Genomic DNA, 15469 nt, shown 5'->3' on the forward strand with positions numbered 1-15469 from the left:
GTCAGTACCTCACTGCTTCTTCGGGTTGTAGGTGGTCTCCTTCACGGGAAGGTCGATCCTGATGGGATCGGCCTTCTCGAAGTGCAGCTCCATGGTCACCGTCTCGCCCTGCTTGGGTTGCTCCTTGAGCGCGGTGAACATGATGTGGCTCCCGCCGCGCTCCAGATCCAGCTCGCCGCCGGCGGGCACCTCGAAGGACGTCACCATGCGCATCGTCTGGTTCTTCGTCTCGTGGATCGTGACGTAGTCCGAGAGCGGGCTGGTGACCGATGTGAGCCGGTCGGAGCTGCCGCCGGTGTTCCGCACGACGAGGAAGCCCGCCGCCATGTCGCTGACGGGCTGCGGCATGAACGCGCCGGTCACCTTCAGCTCGGGCTTGCTGTCCGAGGCCGAGCATCCCGCAAGCGCCAGCCCGGTGGTGAGGGCGAGGGCGCCGGCGAGGGTGGTGCGGCGGTTCACGGAGCCTCCCCCTTGATGATCTTGGGGAGGTCCTTGGTGTAGTCGTCGGGCGAGGTGTCCTCGCTGTACAGCACGTACCCCTTGTCGGTCTTCGGGGAGAACGCGATGACCTGCGACCCGTGCATCGAGACGACCGTGCCGTCCTTCTCCTTCTTCGGCGGGTCTATGCCGATGCCGATCTGGCGTGCGCCCGCCTGGATGGTCGGGAAGTCGCCGGTGAGGCCGATGAAGGAGGCGTCCTGGGCCTTGAGCCAGCTGCCCAGCGAGGACGGAGTGTCCCGCTCGGGGTCGGTGGTGACGAAGACGACCCGGAGCTTGTCCTGGTCGGCCTTGGGCAGGGACTTCTTGGCGATGGCGATGTTGCTCATGATCAGCGGGCAGACATCAGGGCAGTTGGTGTAGCCGAAGTAGATGAGTGTCGGCCTGCCCTTGGTCTGCTCACGCAGGTCGTACTTCTTGCCGTGGGTGTCGGTCAGGACGAGATTCGGCTTGGTGAACGGCTGGTCGAGTACCGTCGCGGCCTTGGTCTTCGCCTCGGCGGAGACATCGGCGATGGGTTTCCCGGCCTTGTCGTCGCTGCTGCCGCAGGCCGACAGGGTGAGTGCGGCCGTGGCGACGAACGCCGCAACCAGCACAGTTTTCTTACGCATGGATCGCTGATTCCTGGTGGGTCGGTGAAAACGGTGGGTCTCCGGGCCCTCTTCCGGATCAGGCCGAGCCCCTGGGGCCGGGACCGCGCGTCTGCGGTCCGGTCCGGAGAGCGGCTTGATCCGAAAGAAGGGGCCGGGGGTCTCAGGCGGTGCGGCGGCGGCCTGCGAGGACGCCGAAGGCCACCCCCGCGATGCCGATGACGATGCCGACCACCCCGAGGACACGCGCGGTGGTGTCACTGGAGGACGAGGCGGAAGCAGCCTCCGTGCGCTTGTCCTTCGCCTCGTCGGCGGTCGCCGCACCGCTCTTGTCGTCGGCGGTGCTGCCGTGCTCGTCGGTGGTCGCGGCGGTCAGCTTGAGGACGGGAGCCGGGCTCTCGGGCTCCTCGGCGCCCTCCTTCTGCTCCTCGATCCAGCGGACGACGTCCTTGTTGTCGTACGTCTGGATGGCCTTGAAGACCAGCTGGTCGGCGTCCTCGGGGAGCTGGCCGACGGAGAGCGGGAACTGCTGGAATTCGCCCGGGCGGATGCCGAGGCTGTTCTTGCTGCCCTCGGCGGTCCAGGTGACCTTGGAGACGGCCTCGTTGATCTTCTGGCCGTGCATGTCCAGCGGCTTCGCCAGCTTGCTCCTGGTGACGTCGATCTTCCAGCCGGGCACCGGCTGCGGCATCACGGAGGCCAGCGGGTGATCGGTCGGGAAGTTGACCTCGAGCTTGGTCGTCGAGGCGTTGTCCTGCTCGTTGGGGACCTTGAAGTTGATCGTGGCGTAGCCGCCCTTGGCTGCCTCGCCCTGCGGTTGCACGCTGACGTGCGCGGAGGCGGTACCGGCGAGGATCAGCACGGTGGACGCGGCGGCGCCGCCGACCAGGGCGATGCGGGAAACGTTCATGGCAGGAATCACTCCACAGAAGCAGGAAGGAGAGGTGGTCCGCCGCGCAGGTGCGCGACGGCGTCGCGACACCTCTTCCTCACGTGCGGAGTGCGTGCACGGTGCCGGGCGGGCGCCACCGGGCGTGGGCCGGGTGATGACCGCAGAACGGTTCGTGCGTGCTACGAGCGGAGGGTGTCGCGTCAGGCTGCGAGGGTGAATGCGGACGGAGGCCCGCGCCTGATCACCTGGTGCTGCAGTGGATCGCCGGTGACCGGAGCCGGTGCGTCGGCTGCCGTACGGGGGGTGCGCGGCCCGGTCGCCGCCTCGACCGGGAGACCGGCCCGCAGCGTTCGTACGAGAACGAGCGCGGCCCGCAGCGCGCGCAACCGGGCCTCGGCCGCGAGCTGCTGGGCGCCGTGCGCGGAAAGCCTGGTCAGCTTGAACAAGGCGATCTCGCCGCGCCGCAGCAGCCAGCCCGTGGCGAGCGCGGCCAGCAGATGGCCGAGCACCATGGGCAGGCTGGGAAGCAGACCCGTGAGCAGCCCGGTGAGGGTGGTCGGGTCACCTCCGGCGGCGGCCATCGACTGATGGTCCATGCCTGTCACCGTCGCCGGATCGATGCCCGCATCGCTGACGATGCGGTGGGCTTCGGCGGCGTTCAGCTGCGCCGGTCCGGCGCCGCACACCAGGCTTGCGGCGAACCGGATCAGGGAGCCGTCGCCCGTTGCTGCCAGTGTCGGCGTACCGGACGTGCTGTGCGTGCCCAGCCCGAACAGGGTGTGGAGGGCGAGCTGTCCACCGGCCAGGGCGGCGGCGATGGACGGCAGGGAGCGCTCGCGTCCGGCGAGCGTCACCACCAGCGCGAAGACTCCGAGGAAGCCTGCGAGCAGCGTCCACCAGGGGACGCTCGCGCAGGAGGCCAGTGCGTGCCCTGCCGCGGACAACGCGACACAGACCGCGGTGAACACCGCGGCCCTCAGGAGCCGCAGACCGGCTCCGGCGCGTGCGACAGGCGTAGACATGGCCGGCCCATCATCGCACTGCGTCCCGGGAATCGGTACGGCAGGTCCGGAAGGTCGCCTTCCGCCCGATTGAGTGCGCGGCGTGCCTGCTGTCGGGCCTGGCATACACGGGTGCACCAAGTGCGGGTATCCGCCGGATGAGCTGTTTCACATCAGGTCTGTGCTTACGAACCGCCCGGTGCGGCAATACGTATCGGTATGTCGAGCCGCAGCCAGGAGGCTGGAGCATGAGCATCTGGTGGTCACTCCATTTGCGGCGCGAAGCTGCGAGCGTTCCGCTCGCCCGTCGTTTCCTGCTCGGCACCATGGAGACCGCCGGCGTGGATCCGGACGTCTCCTTCGATCTGTCGGTCGCGCTCAGCGAAGCATGTGCGAATGCCGTCGAGCACGGCGGGGACCGGAGAGACGTCGGCGCCCCCGAAGCCCCATGGGACACGTGGGACGCCTGGGACGAGCAGTCCGGTTCGGCTTCCGGGCAGTACCGGGTCACCGCGTATCTGGACGGCGAGAAATGCCGTATCGAAGTCGCCGACTCGGGGCCCGGTTTCCCCGCGCGGTGCGTGCTTCGGACTGCTGATCAGCCGCAGTCGGATCAACATCAGCAGCAGTTCCTGCCGCCCGTCGACGCCGAGGACGGGCGGGGGCTCTGTCTGATCGAGCAGCTCGCCGACCATGTCCACTTCGACAACCGCCCGGGTCGTGGCGCGGTGGTGAGCTTCGACAAGGTTCTGAAATGGCGGGAGGGTGCCCTGCTCATGGTGTCCTGAGCAGGGCACCCTCCGGCTCTCGGGTGCGGGTTCCCGGGGGTCAGCCCTTGAGCTGGGCCATCCAGGCCTCGATCTCGTCGGCCTGGCGCGGCAGCTTGTCGGAGAGGTTCCGGTTGCCGTCCTCGGTAACGAGGATGTCGTCCTCGATCCGGACGCCGATGCCGCGGTACTCCTCCGGCACGGTGAGGTCGTCGGCCTGGAAGTACAGGCCCGGTTCGACGGTGAGGCACATGCCGGCCTCGAGCGTTCCGTTGACGTACGTGTCCGTGCGCGCGGTGGCGCAGTCGTGGACGTCCATGCCGAGCATGTGGCCCGTGCCGTGCAGGGTCCAGCGGCGCTGGAGACCCAGCTCCAGGACCTTCTCCACGGAAAGGTCGCCCAGCAGGCCCCAGGCGACGAGCTTCTCGGCGAGCACGCGCTGCGCGGCATCGTGGAAGTCGCGGAAGGCCGCGCCCGGCTTGACGGCGGCGATGCCCGCCTCCTGGGCCTCGTACACCGCGTCGTAGATCTTCCGCTGCAGCGGCGTGAACGTGCCGTTGATGGGAAGGGTCCGGGTCACGTCGGCGGTGTAGAGGTCGTTCGTCTCGACACCGGCGTCGAGGAGCAGCAGCTCGCCGGAGCGCACGGGGCCGTCGTTGCGCACCCAGTGCAGGGTGGTGGCGTGCGGGCCGGCCGCGCAGATCGAGCCGTAGCCGATGTCGTTGCCCTCGACGCGGGCGCGCAGGAAGAACGTTCCCTCGATGTAGCGCTCGCTGGTGGCCTCGGCCCTGTCGAGGACCTTGACGACGTCCTCGAAGCCGCGCGCCGTGGCGTCGCAGGCCTTCTGCAGCTCTGCCGTCTCGAAGGCGTCCTTGATCAGTCGCGCCTCGGAGAGATAGATCTTCAGTTCCTCGTCGCGCTCCGCGGTGACCTTGTCGGTGAGCGCGGCGTCGATGCCCGCGTCGTGGCCGCGGAGGTTGCGGACCGGGCCGGTGGCCTCGGCCAGCGCGGCCGGGAGCTCGCGCACATCCTTCGCCGGGATGCCCAGCAGGTGCTCCGCCTCGGTGAGGGAGTGGCGGCGGCCGACCCACAGCTCGCCCTGGCCGTCGAGCCAGAACTCGCCGTTCTCCCGGTTGGAGCGGGGCAGCAGGTAGATCGTCGCCTCGTGGCCGTCGGCCTTCGGCTCCAGGACGAGTACACCGTCCTGGGTCTGGTTGCCGGTGAGGTACGCGTACTCGGTGGACGGGCGGAAGGCGTACTCGGTGTCGTTGGCGCGGGTCTTCAGCTTGCCCGCGGGAATGACCAGACGCTCGCCGGGGAAGCGGGCGGACAGTGCGGCGCGGCGGTCGGCGGTGTGACCGGCCTGCGCGATCGGCTCGAGGCCGTGCAGCTCGGTGTCGGCCCAACCCGACTTCATTCCGGCGGCGAGCTCATCGGATACGCCCGGGTACAGGCCGTTCTTCCGCTGCTTGACCGTCTCGGCTTCTTCGGTCTCCGGGTTCTCCGGGTTCTCCGGGATGAGCTCCTCAGACACGGCTTGACTCTCCTTGATACGACACTGGATCTCGTCCATCGTACGGGCGTACGGAAGGGGGCCCTGGGCCGTAAGACCTCTTACACACGGAAGCCGGAAGACATCACTCAGCCGGGAATCGGTTCAGTCGAAGCGTGCAGCGAGGATCACGACGTCCTCCGTGCCGTCGGTCTGGTCGAGCCCGTCCGGAAGGACGGTCCGCAGGACATGGTCGGCGACGAACCCGGCGTCGTGGCGCAGCGCCGTCGGCACGCTCGCGGCTGCCGAGTGGAGCCGTGCGAACGCCCGGTCCATCGAGTCGCCGGTACGGCGCAACAGCCCGTCGGTGTAGAGCAGTACGGTCTCGCCGGGCGCCGGGGCGAATTCCACGCTCGGCGCTTCCCAGCAGGCAAGCATCCCCAGCGGCGCGGACAACGAGGTCTCGACGAACTCCGTGCGCCGGTCGCCGATCACCAGCGGCGGGGTGTGTCCTGCGCCGGCCAGCAGGATCTTGTGGCGGGCGGGTTCGCAGTAGGCGAAGAGCGCGGTCGCGGACCGGGCGGGTTCGGTCAGCCGCAACAGCAGTTCCAGATCGGACAGGACGGCGACCGGATCCTCGCCCTCCATCACCGCGTACGCCCGCAGACCCGCCCGCAGCCGTCCCATGGCGGCCAGGGCGCTCGGCCCGGAACCGCCCACCGAACCGACGGCGAGACCGAGTGCGCCCTCCGGCAGCGCCAGGGCGTCGTACCAGTCCCCGCCGCCGCAGGGTGCCATGCGATGGCGGGCGGCCAGCTGTACGCCGGTGACCCGGGGCAGTCGGCTGGGCAGCAGCTCCTCCGTGATGGTGGCGACGTCGGCCCTGGCCCGTTCCAGCTCCAGCAATCGGGCCAGATGCTCACTCGCGTACCCGGCGTACAGGCCGACGAGATGACGTTGACGTTCCAGCGGCTCGGCGGGCTCGTCGTACAGCCAGACGGCTGCGCCGAGTCGTCCGGTCGCGTCGGTGGTGATCGGCAGGGCGTAGCTGGCGGCGTATCCGAGCCGGGCGGCGACTTCGCGGTGGCGGGGGTCCACGCTTGCGTCGCCGAGGAGGTCAGGGCTGGTCAGCGGGGCTTCGGTGGTCGGAAGACCGTCCAGGATCCGTCCGTACGAGGTGACGCTGCGCGGCACCGTCTCGATGTGCCCGAGCTCGGCATGGGCGAGGCCGAGACCGATGGTGGAGACCGGGCCGCGACGGTCGGAGGGTTCGAACACGATCAGTCCGCGGCGGGCGCCGACGAGAGCCGCGCCGGCATCCAGCAGTTCGTGCAGTGCGTCGTCGAGGGTGCTGGTTCTGGCCAGTCGCTCGGTGAGTTCATGGAGCGTCGTGAGGTCGGACACCCAGCCGGCCAGACGGTCCTGGATGAAGGCTCCCGGTGCTGCGGCCACATTGGCCAGGGGCCCGGCAGTGTGCGCTGAAACAGGAACCATGGGATCGATTCCAGCCACTTTCGGCAGGTGAGGGGCGCTCATGGCAACCGGCTTTCCGACCAGTGCGTTTCGTCGAATAGCATCGCAAACCCCCATGTCATTCTGCGCCGCTATCAGTGCATCCACATGTACACGCACAAGTGAGCCGATGTCCAGCATTGTCCCTACGGCATTTGTGGTGTCCATGGGGCCGCCAAGTTGGCCAAAAAATGCACCCTATGGCGGCGAATTGCGGTCGACTGGGTCTGGCTCGACAGGGGGTTCCCGCGGGGTGAAGTCCCGGTGGGAGCGTCATTCCGGGCCTGCGGGGGTACGTAATCGGTGAGGAACGAGGGGCAGTTCCGGCCGCTCCGGAACCTGGCGGAGAGCCCGGGCGTCCTCACTACGACGACCGCGCCCCACCCCCGAGTGGCGGGGTTGTGCACCATGGAACGGCAGGCGCGATGCGCGCTGCCCCTCGCCATGCTTTTGGCTGCACCTGGCTCAGTTCGACCCGGCTCACGCTCGGTACCGACGGGTGACCCCGTACCGCAGACATAGAGAGCATGTACGCACGGTGAAGTAATGCACACGTGATGTGACACGCACGTGGTGTGATGTGGCCCTCGGCGTTCAACGGAAAGGAACGAGCGCTCATGCGCGAGATCCTCGGAAGGCGACGCAGGCTCCGGCTCCGGCGCAAGGCAAGGCCCGCTCAGCTCGACGCGGCCCTGACCTGCGCCACTGCATGGCAGTGGCCCGTGCTCCCCGGAGTGGGACTGGACGCAGCCGGTGGCCGCGGTGACCGTGGCCGCGGCTGTGCCTGCCCCGATCCCGAGTGCGCCGTACCCGGCGCACACCCCTTCGATCCCGGTCTCCTCGCGGCGACCACCGACGAGCGCATGGTGCGCTGGTGGTGGAACAACCGCCCGACTGCGCCGATCGTGCTGGCCACCGGTGGTCGTGCCCCGTGCGCGCTGAGCCTGCCGGCCGTGGCCGGTGCCCGGGCGCTGGCCGAGCTCGACCGCATGGGCATGCGGCTGGGCCCGGTGGTGGCGACGCCGACGCGGTGGTCGCTGCTGGTCGCCCCGTACACCCTCGAGCGACTTGGTGAGCTGTTGCATGCCAAGGACTGGGTGCCCAGTTCGCTGCGCTTCCACGGCGAGGGCGGCTATCTCGTCCTTCCCCCGTCGGAGGTGGGTGCGGGACAGGTGCGCTGGGAGCGGGCTCCGCTGCCCGGTTCGGCGACGCCCTGGCTGCCGGACGTCGAAGCCGTCCTGGACGCGCTGGTCGAAGCGAGCACCAGCGCTCCCGACGGCGGCAGCCGGCTCGCCTACTGACAGGCACGGCTGCCGGGTCCGGCGTACGAGCGGTTCGGTGGAAGGCCCGGGGCGGATCGGCTCACTCGTTCGGGTGTGAGCCGATCCGGATTCTGCGGTCCGCGGGCGTGCTCCACCCGGGGCCCCATGACGCCGGTACCTTCGCCGCAGCTCAGGCATTCCTGTCGGCCGGCAGGTGGGATCACCATGAATTTCCGCATGATCGTTATGGCGGGTGTGGTGGTGTCCGTCGTCGTGCTCCCGCTCGTCGCTTCCGCCCAACCCACGGAAAGCCCCGCTTCCGTGCCCGGCCATGCAAAGTCTGCCCATGCAAAGTCTGAAGTCCACGGGCTTTCTGATGCACCTTCCGAAAAAGGTTCGGAGGGTGCATTGGGTACTTCCTCAAGGGGATCTTCGGAGAGGAGTTCCGGTGTCGGACTTCTGTCCGATACTTGCCGCCCCCGTGAGGTCGGTTCGGTTGCCGGATTCGGCGTTGCCACCGGCCCCGGCGCTGCCGGTTTCCCCCCGCGGACCGTTGCCCCCTGCGGCCCCGAGCTGTTTCCCCCGAGGGCGTCGGGGTGCAGACCTGCGTCATGGCCGACGGTCGGGACCCCTGGGCGCGCAGCTCCTACCGCAATACGACGGGTGGCGAACTCAGGTTCGTACTCGCCCTGATGGGGCCCGGCGGCCGGACCGTCGAAGTGCGCTGCACAGTGGACGCACAGGAGGAGCCGGGGGTCTGCGAAACGCCTCGCCGCTCGTCGCGCGGAGGCCCCGACGCGTACACCTCAGTGGCCGAGTACGCCGGAGAGGAGGTGGTGGCGGCGGTTCCGCTCCTGCTGAGGGCCGGTTCCAATCCGGCGTCTCCTGCGGCGGGTTGACGCCGCTCCGCGGCTGCTGTGCGCCGGTCGCCGTCCGCTCCGTGAGCCGCGCCGCGCGCCGGGTCCGGGCATGAGAATGCCCGGTCGCTGGCGACGGGGGATGCACCAGCGACCGGGCTTCTAGAACCGTAACAAGAGATCTGCCGTTCGCAAATTCGATCTCGCATATTCGGACAGTGATTTACCTGCGGATACGACAAGTGTGATGTGGGTCACCGGGCGGTCCGCAGGGGTCGTCACGTCCGCACGGTCAGCTGAGCGTCACTTGGCGGTTGGTGAGCCCGCCACGGGCCCGGCGCTCCTCGGCGGTGAGCGGGGCGTCCGAGGCGAGCGCCCCCGTCAGCCGCTCCATGAGCTCGGCTGCGGGCTTCTCGCACTCCTCCGCCCCCATCGCGCTCGGCAGGTCCCAGACCGGAACCATCAGCCCGTGCGCGCGGAAGGAGCCGACCAGCCGGGTCCCTTCGCCGAGTGAGGAGGTGCCGGCGGCATGCAGCCGGGCGAGTGCGTCGAGCAGCTGCTCCTCGGGGTGCGGCATGACCCAGCGCAGGTGGTTCTTCTCCGGGGTCTCGCACCAGTAGGCGGCGTCCACCCCGGAGAGCAGAACGGTGGGGATCGCCGCTTCGTTCGCGCGTTCCAGGGACGCGGACACCTCGGGCGTGGCGTTCTCCGCGTCCGGGACCCAGAACTCGAAGCCGGAGTGGACGACCGGCTCGAACGCCGCTTCCGGGTCGAGCAGGTCCTGCAGGCGCGGACCGTCGGCCGGTACGCGGCGGGCGGCGACGGGCGAGCCGGGCTCGGCGGTCAGTGCACGCTGCAGGGTGTCCGCGAGGTCTCGGCTGAGGTCGCCGGAGGAGGTGTCGTTCTGCAGGGCGACAAGGACGGAACCGTCGTCGCGGCGCAGTGCCGGCCAGGCCATCGGCAGCACGGTCGCGAGCGTCACGGACGGCACGCCCTCGGGCAGTCCGCCCTTGAGCGTCAACTCGGCCGTGGCTGCGGGCACCAGCTCGCGCAGGGCGACCCAGTCGCACTCGCCCGCCAGGCCCTCGAAGGGGCGGTGGACCAGCTCGGTCACGGCCTGGGCGGCGGCGCGGCCGTGACACGCCTTGTAGCGGCGGCCCGAACCGCACGGGCAGGGCTCACGAGCCCCGACCACCGGGATCTCGGCGTCCTTGAGTTGCTGCTTCCCGGCCTTGGTCTGAGGGCGCTTCTTGGCCATGGTGGGCTTTCTCCCGATTGCGACAGTGCGGTCTGGGCCGCGAGCCTAGCGGCCCGTGTCGGGTACGGGGCACAGACGCCCGGGCGCCTGCGTGTACATACGCCGGAAGGTCGGCCGGGACACCGGCCAGGCGCCGGTCGGCGCGCGTGCCGTTACTGCGCGGTCCGCCCGCCGGTCCGTACGGGGGTCTTGTCCGCCGGGTGGCGGCTCTGCCCTGTGTCCGGGCGGTGCGCAACCGGTGTGTCGGCGTCAGCCCACGTCGTCGAAGGCGTCGGCGAAGTCCAGCCCGTCGAGCCCCTGCACGTGTCCGTTCCCGGTGTCATGGCCCTCGCTGACCACCACCCACACGGTGACCTCGCCGGACGAGCCGTCGCGTACGCCCCACTCCTCGGCGAGCGCGCTGATGATGTTGAGCCCGCGTCCGCCGCGTGCCGTCACCGAAGGAGTGGCCGGAATCGGTCTGGTGGGACCGCCTCCGTCGGTCACTTCGACGGTCAGTCCGCCTGTTCTGTCAACGCGCCATGCGGCGCGGACGTCACCGTCACCCACATCTGTGTGTCGCCCCAGCGGCCTGCCGTGTCGACAGGCATTGCTGAGAAGTTCGGAAAGGATCAATACAGCATCGTCGACGACCGAATCCGACACCCCGTAGCTGCGCAATTGCTCGCGCATCCGGTGCCGCGCCTGGCCCACGCCCGCAGGGCCATGGGGTACGGCCATGCTCGACGACGTGGGCACTTCCTGTGCCACCACCAACGCCACCCCCGAGACCTCCTTTGCCCCACGCCACGGAGTGAATGCCCTCCTGGGCTGGGCCGGAAACCGGCCAATGGCCTGCGAGTGACGCACTCGTAACGATCGGATACAGAACGAATGCGCCGGTGTACTCCTTGTAACTGATGTTAAAGGTGACCCAGTTGCGACAGGACCTGTTTTGGGCGATTCGTGATGATTGCCTCGACGCCCAGGCGGGCGCAGAGCTCGACGTCCTCCGGTTCATTGACCGTCCAGACGTGCACGCGGTGGCCCGCGCGGTGCAGTCGCTCGATGTAGCCGGGGTTACTGCGTACGATCCGCAGACCCGGACCGGCGATCCGGGCACCGGCGGGCAGCCGCCCGTCGCGCAGCCGCGGCGAGACGAACTGCATCAGATAGACGGTGGGCAGGGTGGGTGAGGCGGCCTGGATGCGGTGCAGGGAGCGCGCCGAGAAACTCATGATCCGTACCGGCGAGGGGCCGTCTGCCGGTGGCGTGTCGAGCTCGTACCGCTTCAGGAGGTGCAGCAGCCGTTCCTCCACCTGGCCGGCCCAGCGCGTGGGGTGCTTGGTTTCGATGGCCAGTTGCAGCGGTCGCCCGGCAGCTCGCGTCTCGACGACCAGTTCGAGCAGTCGCTCCAGAGTGAGTACGGAGGTGAGCTCGCCCGGCACCGGGTCCCAGTCCGGAGACTCCTCGCGGTCCTTCCAGGAGCCGAAGTCGAGTGCGGCGAGTGCGGAGAGCTCCAGGGCGGAGACGGCACCCCGCCCGTTGGACGTGCGGTTCACCCGGCGGTCGTGGACGCAGACGAGCTGGCCGTCGGCGGTGAGACGTACATCGCACTCCAGGGCGTCGGCGCCGTCCTCGATCGCCTTCCGGTATGCGGCCAGGGTGTGCTCGGGTGCGTCGTCGGACGCTCCGCGGTGTGCGATGACCTGGATGGGGTGGTGCGGGGTGTGCTGCCGTGCGTGGGTCACGGCGTCATCGTGTCACCGTGGCGCGACGGGCGCGTGCACCTGGCAACGAGAGACCGTTTTGCCGGATATAAAGATTGGTGTGCGGACACACAGGTCCTGCTTACAGTGGCCTGACGGGTCATGGGAAAAGCTGGCTCCAGACACGTGCACAGCGGATCTCTTGCCGAAACTGATGAGGAACCGAGGAGTAAAGAGCTGTGAGCACAGAGAACGAGGGCAACGAGGGCACCGCGGCTCAGGCCGTTCCGTCCGTTCCGTCCGCACCTCCCGTGCCGGCCGCCGCTCCTGAGGGCACGCCTGCCTCCCCGCAGGCGCCCGCGAGCCCGGAATCGTCGGAAGCGACGGCAACGCAGCAATTCCAGCAGCCGGAGCAGCCGTCTCAGCAGCCGCAGCGCGCGAATGACTGGCCGCCGCCGCAGCCGCCGCAGTCCCAGCCCGTGGGTGCCTGGCCGCCGCCCCCGCCCGCTGTTCCCGCGTACGCCCAAGGTGCGGGTGGTGGCGGTGGTCCCGTGTGGGGCGCCCCCGGCCAGCCGCAGACGCCCGAAGCCCCGCGAAAGCGGCGAGGCGGAGGCCTGGTGGCGGCGGTGGCAGTGGCGGCGCTCGTGGCGGGCGGCATCGGCGGCGCCCTCGGCTACTGGGCGGCCGACCGGAACGACAGCAACTCCTCCGGCTCGACCACAATCGCGGCGTCCAACCCTCAGGCACTCAAGCGCGATCCCGGTACGGTCGCGGGCGTCGCGGCCGCGGCGCTGCCGAGTGTGGTCACCATCAACGCGCAGAGCGGCGACGGCGAGGGCGGCACGGGCACCGGATTCGTGTACGACAAGGAAGGCCACATCCTCACGAACAACCACGTGGTGGCCTCCGCGGCGAACAGCGGCCAGCTCACGGCGACGTTCTCCAACGGCAAGAAGTACGACGCCGAGGTGGTCGGCCGCGCGCAGGGTTACGACGTCGCGGTGCTGAAGCTGAAGAACGCACCGTCGGGTCTTGCACCGCTCGCCCTCGGAAACTCGGACCAGGTTGCGGTCGGTGATTCGACGATCGCGATCGGTGCGCCATTCGGTCTGTCCAACACGGTCACGACGGGCATCATCAGCGCCAAGAGTCGCCCAGTGGCCTCCGGCGACGGTTCCGGCGGCAGCAACTCGTACATGAGCGCACTGCAGACCGACGCCTCGATCAACCCGGGCAACTCCGGCGGTCCGCTGCTCGATGCGCGCGGCGCGGTCATCGGCATCAACTCGGCGATCCAGTCCACCGGCAGCAGCACCCAGTCGCAGGCGGGATCCATCGGCCTCGGCTTCGCGATCCCGATCAACCAGGCGAAGAACGTCGCCCAGCAGCTGATCAAGACCGGTCAGCCGGTCTACCCGGTGATCGGTGCCACGGTCTCGATGGACGAGAGGACCGGCGGAGCCGCCATCTCGGACCAGGGCTCGGGCGGCACCCCGGCCGTCTCGCCGGACGGCCCGGCGGCCAAGGCCGGCCTCAAGGCGGGCGATGTCATCACGAAGTTCAACGACTCGGTGATCGACAGCGGCCCGACCCTGATCGGCGAGATCTGGACCCACAAGCCGGGCGACAAGGTGACGCTGACCTACAAGCGAGACGGCAAGGTGTCGACCGCCGAAGTCACCCTGGGACAGCGCAAGGGCGACAACTGACCGGACCGGCTGCCCACAGCCAGGAAAGGTGCAGGTGAGGGGGCTGCCGAGCGATTCGACAGCCCCCTCGTGCGTCCCACAGTTCAGGGCCGAGGCGGTTGCGGTCACTCGTCCGCGGGGCGCGGCAGTCGTTCAGCTCCTGTTGATGCTGCTGCACCTGCGTCCGTTGCTGCGCGGTGCTTCCATGAGCGTGATGAGTGCATTCACCGTGGTCCCACCAGGACGGCCGACTCGGCACCTGTGATGCTGATTTCGGGTTGGCGGGAGTCCGGTACGTGACCATCCGCTCCTGGAGGACCACCGACACCGGCGTTGTGGCTCTCTGTCGCGGTGAGCCACAACGCCCGAATATGTCGCCGCACTTGTGGCGCCCGACGTCACCGGCGACACGGTCGACGGCAGGGCGACGGGATTCGTGTACAAGTGAGCGGGGTTACGTGCACCACCGCGGCGCACCCGGTTGTTGGGGACATGCGACGGGGGCGGCGGTGCCCTGGTGACGGTGGGCGCGTGATCAACTGGTCGGGTCCGGCCGCTCATGGGACCGGCCAGTCACACCGGAAGCACCCAGCCGGTAGGCTGTAGCCCGCTCCGCAGCAGGGCAAGGCGGGGCGAAGGTGGGTTGCCCGAGCGGCCTAAGGGAACGGTCTTGAAAACCGTCGTGGCGCGAGTCACCGTGGGTTCAAATCCCACACCCACCGCGTGCGGGTCAGCGAAGTGGTTGGCCAGAAGGGGTACCCCGGTCTCGAGGTACCCCTTTCGCGTTCAGGGCTGTCTCACCCGGTGACGGCGCCGGAGCGTGAGAGGCACGGTGATCCGGGCTGGGCCGCGCATCACGGGCACGGGTGGCGCCGGCATCGTCCCCGACCACGGCGCCCGCGGTGGCGATCGCACGGAGACGAGGCTGGAAGCCATGCCTCAAGTCAGCCGAGCAGCGCAGTTGCTTCGACTTCTACGAGCACATCCGGCTCGAAGAGGTACTCGACACCGATCAGGGAGGCCGGCGGCATGGGGAGCTGGAGCCCGATCTCGTCGGCGACGGCCTCCACACCGGCCATGAAGTCGCTGATTTTCTCCGGGCTCCATCGGGTCACGTAGAACGTCAGGCGCAACACGTCTGCGAACGACGCGCCCGCGCCCGCGAGCCCGACGGAGGTGTTGCGCAGTGCCTGGGCGACCTGCCCGGCCAGGTCGCCGGGTGCGACCGGAGTCCCATCGGCCCGGCGTGCGACCTGCCCGCTGACGTGGATGTGTGTCGCGCCGGTGCCGACTGCCACGTGGTGATACGGAGCCGGTTGCAGCATGCCTTCCGGCGTGAAGTGCTGGACAGTCATCAGTGTTCTCCCTCTGCGCTAGGTATCCGTAAGCTACTTAGTGGAAGAAGGACACTTCAACGAGACCAGGTTTCCCCATGGATACCGAGGACGAATTCCTCATCGGCCTTCCGCATCGCGAACTGCTCGACCAGGTCCTCGACAAGTGGTCGCTCAGCGTGCTCAGCGAACTGTGCGAGCGCCCGTGCCGCTTCAACGAGTTGCGCCGAGCCATCCCGCAGGTCACGCAGAAGTCGCTGACCGCGACACTTCGGCGACTCGAGCGAAACGGCGTGATCGAGCGCGAGGTCGTCTCCACCCGCCCGGTGGCGATCAGGTATCGGATCACGCCACTCGGCAAGACCCTGCGGCCTCCCATCGACGTGTTGCTGACGTGGGCCTCGGAGAACATGCCCGCTATCACACGCGCCCGTGAAGCCTTCGACACGCAGGAAGAAGCAAGCCGCTGAGTCTTCCCCCGCCCCGGCCGGCCGTGGAAGGGCGAAGCATGGCAAAGAGTCCCGCTGCCCGACGGCCGAAGCAGCCGAAGGGGTGAGCTGTCCAAAGTTTCTTCTTTCTGAGGGATCGGGCCAGGCAGCCCGGCTTCCGGCTCATGAAGTAGCTCCAGCC

15 protein-coding genes and 1 tRNA gene are annotated in these 15469 nt (G+C 69.0%); 6 read left to right on the forward strand and 10 right to left on the reverse strand.

All coding sequences use genetic code 11. The features are described 5' to 3' along the window. Positions 1 to 9 precede the first annotated feature (9 nt). The 4 genes from ACFU8W_RS06350 to ACFU8W_RS06365 all read right to left on the reverse strand — a co-directional run bounded on the left by ACFU8W_RS06350 (position 10) and on the right by ACFU8W_RS06365 (position 3002). Positions 10 to 459 (reverse strand): copper chaperone PCu(A)C, encoded by a 450-nt coding sequence (locus ACFU8W_RS06350; protein ID WP_384032722.1) that lies wholly within the window; start codon positions 457 to 459, stop codon positions 10 to 12. Then, positions 456 to 1109 (reverse strand): SCO family protein, encoded by a 654-nt coding sequence (locus ACFU8W_RS06355; protein ID WP_384032724.1) that lies wholly within the window; start codon positions 1107 to 1109, stop codon positions 456 to 458. Before ACFU8W_RS06355 ends, ACFU8W_RS06350 begins: the two co-directional genes overlap by 4 nt. Before the next feature lie 142 nt (positions 1110 to 1251). Further along, positions 1252 to 1998, reverse strand: coding sequence for a YcnI family protein (locus tag ACFU8W_RS06360; protein ID WP_384032725.1), 747 nt, complete (start codon positions 1996 to 1998; stop codon positions 1252 to 1254). 182 nt (positions 1999 to 2180) lie between these two features. Beyond that, entirely contained in the window at positions 2181 to 3002 is an 822-nt protein-coding gene (locus tag ACFU8W_RS06365; protein ID WP_384032726.1) for a hypothetical protein, read from the reverse strand. 227 nt (positions 3003 to 3229) lie between these two features. Here ACFU8W_RS06365 and ACFU8W_RS06370 point away from each other — a divergent pair, with 227 nt between their 5' ends. Beyond that, positions 3230 to 3769, forward strand: a complete 540-nt coding sequence (locus ACFU8W_RS06370; RefSeq protein ID WP_384032728.1) for an ATP-binding protein — start codon at positions 3230 to 3232, stop codon at positions 3767 to 3769. A gap of 40 nt (positions 3770 to 3809) precedes the next feature. Here ACFU8W_RS06370 and ACFU8W_RS06375 read toward each other — a convergent pair whose 3' ends face one another. Beyond that, positions 3810 to 5282, reverse strand: coding sequence for an aminopeptidase P family protein (locus tag ACFU8W_RS06375; protein ID WP_384032730.1), 1473 nt, complete (start codon positions 5280 to 5282; stop codon positions 3810 to 3812). A 123-nt stretch (positions 5283 to 5405) separates the two neighbouring features. Then, on the reverse strand, positions 5406 to 6893 hold the full coding sequence (locus ACFU8W_RS06380; RefSeq protein WP_384033018.1) for a PP2C family protein-serine/threonine phosphatase: 1488 nt from the start codon (positions 6891 to 6893) through the stop codon (positions 5406 to 5408). Positions 6894 to 7369: 476 nt separating this feature from the next. Between ACFU8W_RS06380 and ACFU8W_RS06385 the strand changes: the two genes are divergently transcribed. Together ACFU8W_RS06385 and ACFU8W_RS06390 are read left to right on the forward strand one after the other, a co-directional pair. After that, on the forward strand, positions 7370 to 8053 hold the full coding sequence (locus tag ACFU8W_RS06385) for a bifunctional DNA primase/polymerase (RefSeq protein WP_345512630.1): 684 nt from the start codon (positions 7370 to 7372) through the stop codon (positions 8051 to 8053). A gap of 572 nt (positions 8054 to 8625) precedes the next feature. Continuing rightward, positions 8626 to 8913: a hypothetical protein gene (locus ACFU8W_RS06390; protein ID WP_384032732.1), complete on the forward strand. Its 288-nt coding sequence runs from the start codon at positions 8626 to 8628 to the stop codon at positions 8911 to 8913. Positions 8914 to 9163: 250 nt separating this feature from the next. Here the strand turns inward: ACFU8W_RS06390 and ACFU8W_RS06395 are convergent, their stop codons facing one another. The 3 genes from ACFU8W_RS06395 to ACFU8W_RS06405 form a co-directional block, all read right to left on the reverse strand. Further along, the gene (locus ACFU8W_RS06395) at positions 9164 to 10129 is read right to left on the reverse strand and encodes a DUF5926 family protein (RefSeq protein ID WP_384032733.1); all 966 of its coding nucleotides are present in this window, start codon (positions 10127 to 10129) and stop codon (positions 9164 to 9166) included. 249 nt (positions 10130 to 10378) lie between these two features. Beyond that, positions 10379 to 10978: an ATP-binding protein gene (locus ACFU8W_RS06400; protein WP_345512627.1), complete on the reverse strand. Its 600-nt coding sequence runs from the start codon at positions 10976 to 10978 to the stop codon at positions 10379 to 10381. 53 nt (positions 10979 to 11031) lie between these two features. Beyond that, positions 11032 to 11859 (reverse strand): glycerophosphodiester phosphodiesterase, encoded by an 828-nt coding sequence (locus tag ACFU8W_RS06405; protein ID WP_345512626.1) that lies wholly within the window; start codon positions 11857 to 11859, stop codon positions 11032 to 11034. 197 nt (positions 11860 to 12056) lie between these two features. Between ACFU8W_RS06405 and ACFU8W_RS06410 the strand changes: the two genes are divergently transcribed. Together ACFU8W_RS06410 and ACFU8W_RS06415 are read left to right on the forward strand one after the other, a co-directional pair. Then, positions 12057 to 13526 (forward strand): S1C family serine protease, encoded by a 1470-nt coding sequence (locus ACFU8W_RS06410; protein ID WP_384032735.1) that lies wholly within the window; start codon positions 12057 to 12059, stop codon positions 13524 to 13526. 616 nt (positions 13527 to 14142) lie between these two features. Continuing rightward, positions 14143 to 14227: transfer RNA gene (locus ACFU8W_RS06415), tRNA-Ser, on the forward strand. Positions 14228 to 14449: 222 nt separating this feature from the next. On the opposite strand, the gene ACFU8W_RS06420 is transcribed toward ACFU8W_RS06415, so the two are convergent. Beyond that, positions 14450 to 14860: a RidA family protein gene (locus ACFU8W_RS06420; protein WP_384032736.1), complete on the reverse strand. Its 411-nt coding sequence runs from the start codon at positions 14858 to 14860 to the stop codon at positions 14450 to 14452. A 77-nt stretch (positions 14861 to 14937) separates the two neighbouring features. On the opposite strand from ACFU8W_RS06420, the gene ACFU8W_RS06425 reads away from it, so the two are divergent. Beyond that, positions 14938 to 15309, forward strand: coding sequence for a helix-turn-helix domain-containing protein (locus ACFU8W_RS06425; RefSeq protein ID WP_345512623.1), 372 nt, complete (start codon positions 14938 to 14940; stop codon positions 15307 to 15309). Positions 15310 to 15469: the final 160 nt, after the last annotated feature.

Origin of the sequence: Streptomyces sp. NPDC057565 (assembly GCF_042801455.1) — a bacterium.
Taxonomy (GTDB): domain Bacteria; phylum Actinomycetota; class Actinomycetes; order Streptomycetales; family Streptomycetaceae; genus Streptomyces; species Streptomyces yanii.

Bases quoted from the DNA above. Each gene is read 5' to 3' on its own strand.
- ACFU8W_RS06355 (WP_384032724.1), bottom strand. From the start codon at position 1,109: ATGCGTAAGAAAACTGTGCTGGTTGCGGCGTTCGTCGCCACGGCCGCA.
- ACFU8W_RS06360 (WP_384032725.1), bottom strand. From the start codon at position 1,998: ATGAACGTTTCCCGCATCGCCCTGGTCGGCGGCGCCGCCGCGTCCACC.
- ACFU8W_RS06365 (WP_384032726.1), bottom strand. From the start codon at position 3,002: ATGTCTACGCCTGTCGCACGCGCCGGAGCCGGTCTGCGGCTCCTGAGG.
- ACFU8W_RS06370 (WP_384032728.1), top strand. From the start codon at position 3,230: ATGAGCATCTGGTGGTCACTCCATTTGCGGCGCGAAGCTGCGAGCGTT.
- ACFU8W_RS06380 (WP_384033018.1), bottom strand. From the start codon at position 6,893: ATGCTGGACATCGGCTCACTTGTGCGTGTACATGTGGATGCACTGATA.
- ACFU8W_RS06385 (WP_345512630.1), top strand. From the start codon at position 7,370: ATGCGCGAGATCCTCGGAAGGCGACGCAGGCTCCGGCTCCGGCGCAAG.
- ACFU8W_RS06390 (WP_384032732.1), top strand. From the start codon at position 8,626: ATGGCCGACGGTCGGGACCCCTGGGCGCGCAGCTCCTACCGCAATACG.
- ACFU8W_RS06395 (WP_384032733.1), bottom strand. From the start codon at position 10,129: ATGGCCAAGAAGCGCCCTCAGACCAAGGCCGGGAAGCAGCAACTCAAG.
- ACFU8W_RS06420 (WP_384032736.1), bottom strand. From the start codon at position 14,860: ATGACTGTCCAGCACTTCACGCCGGAAGGCATGCTGCAACCGGCTCCG.
- ACFU8W_RS06425 (WP_345512623.1), top strand. From the start codon at position 14,938: ATGGATACCGAGGACGAATTCCTCATCGGCCTTCCGCATCGCGAACTG.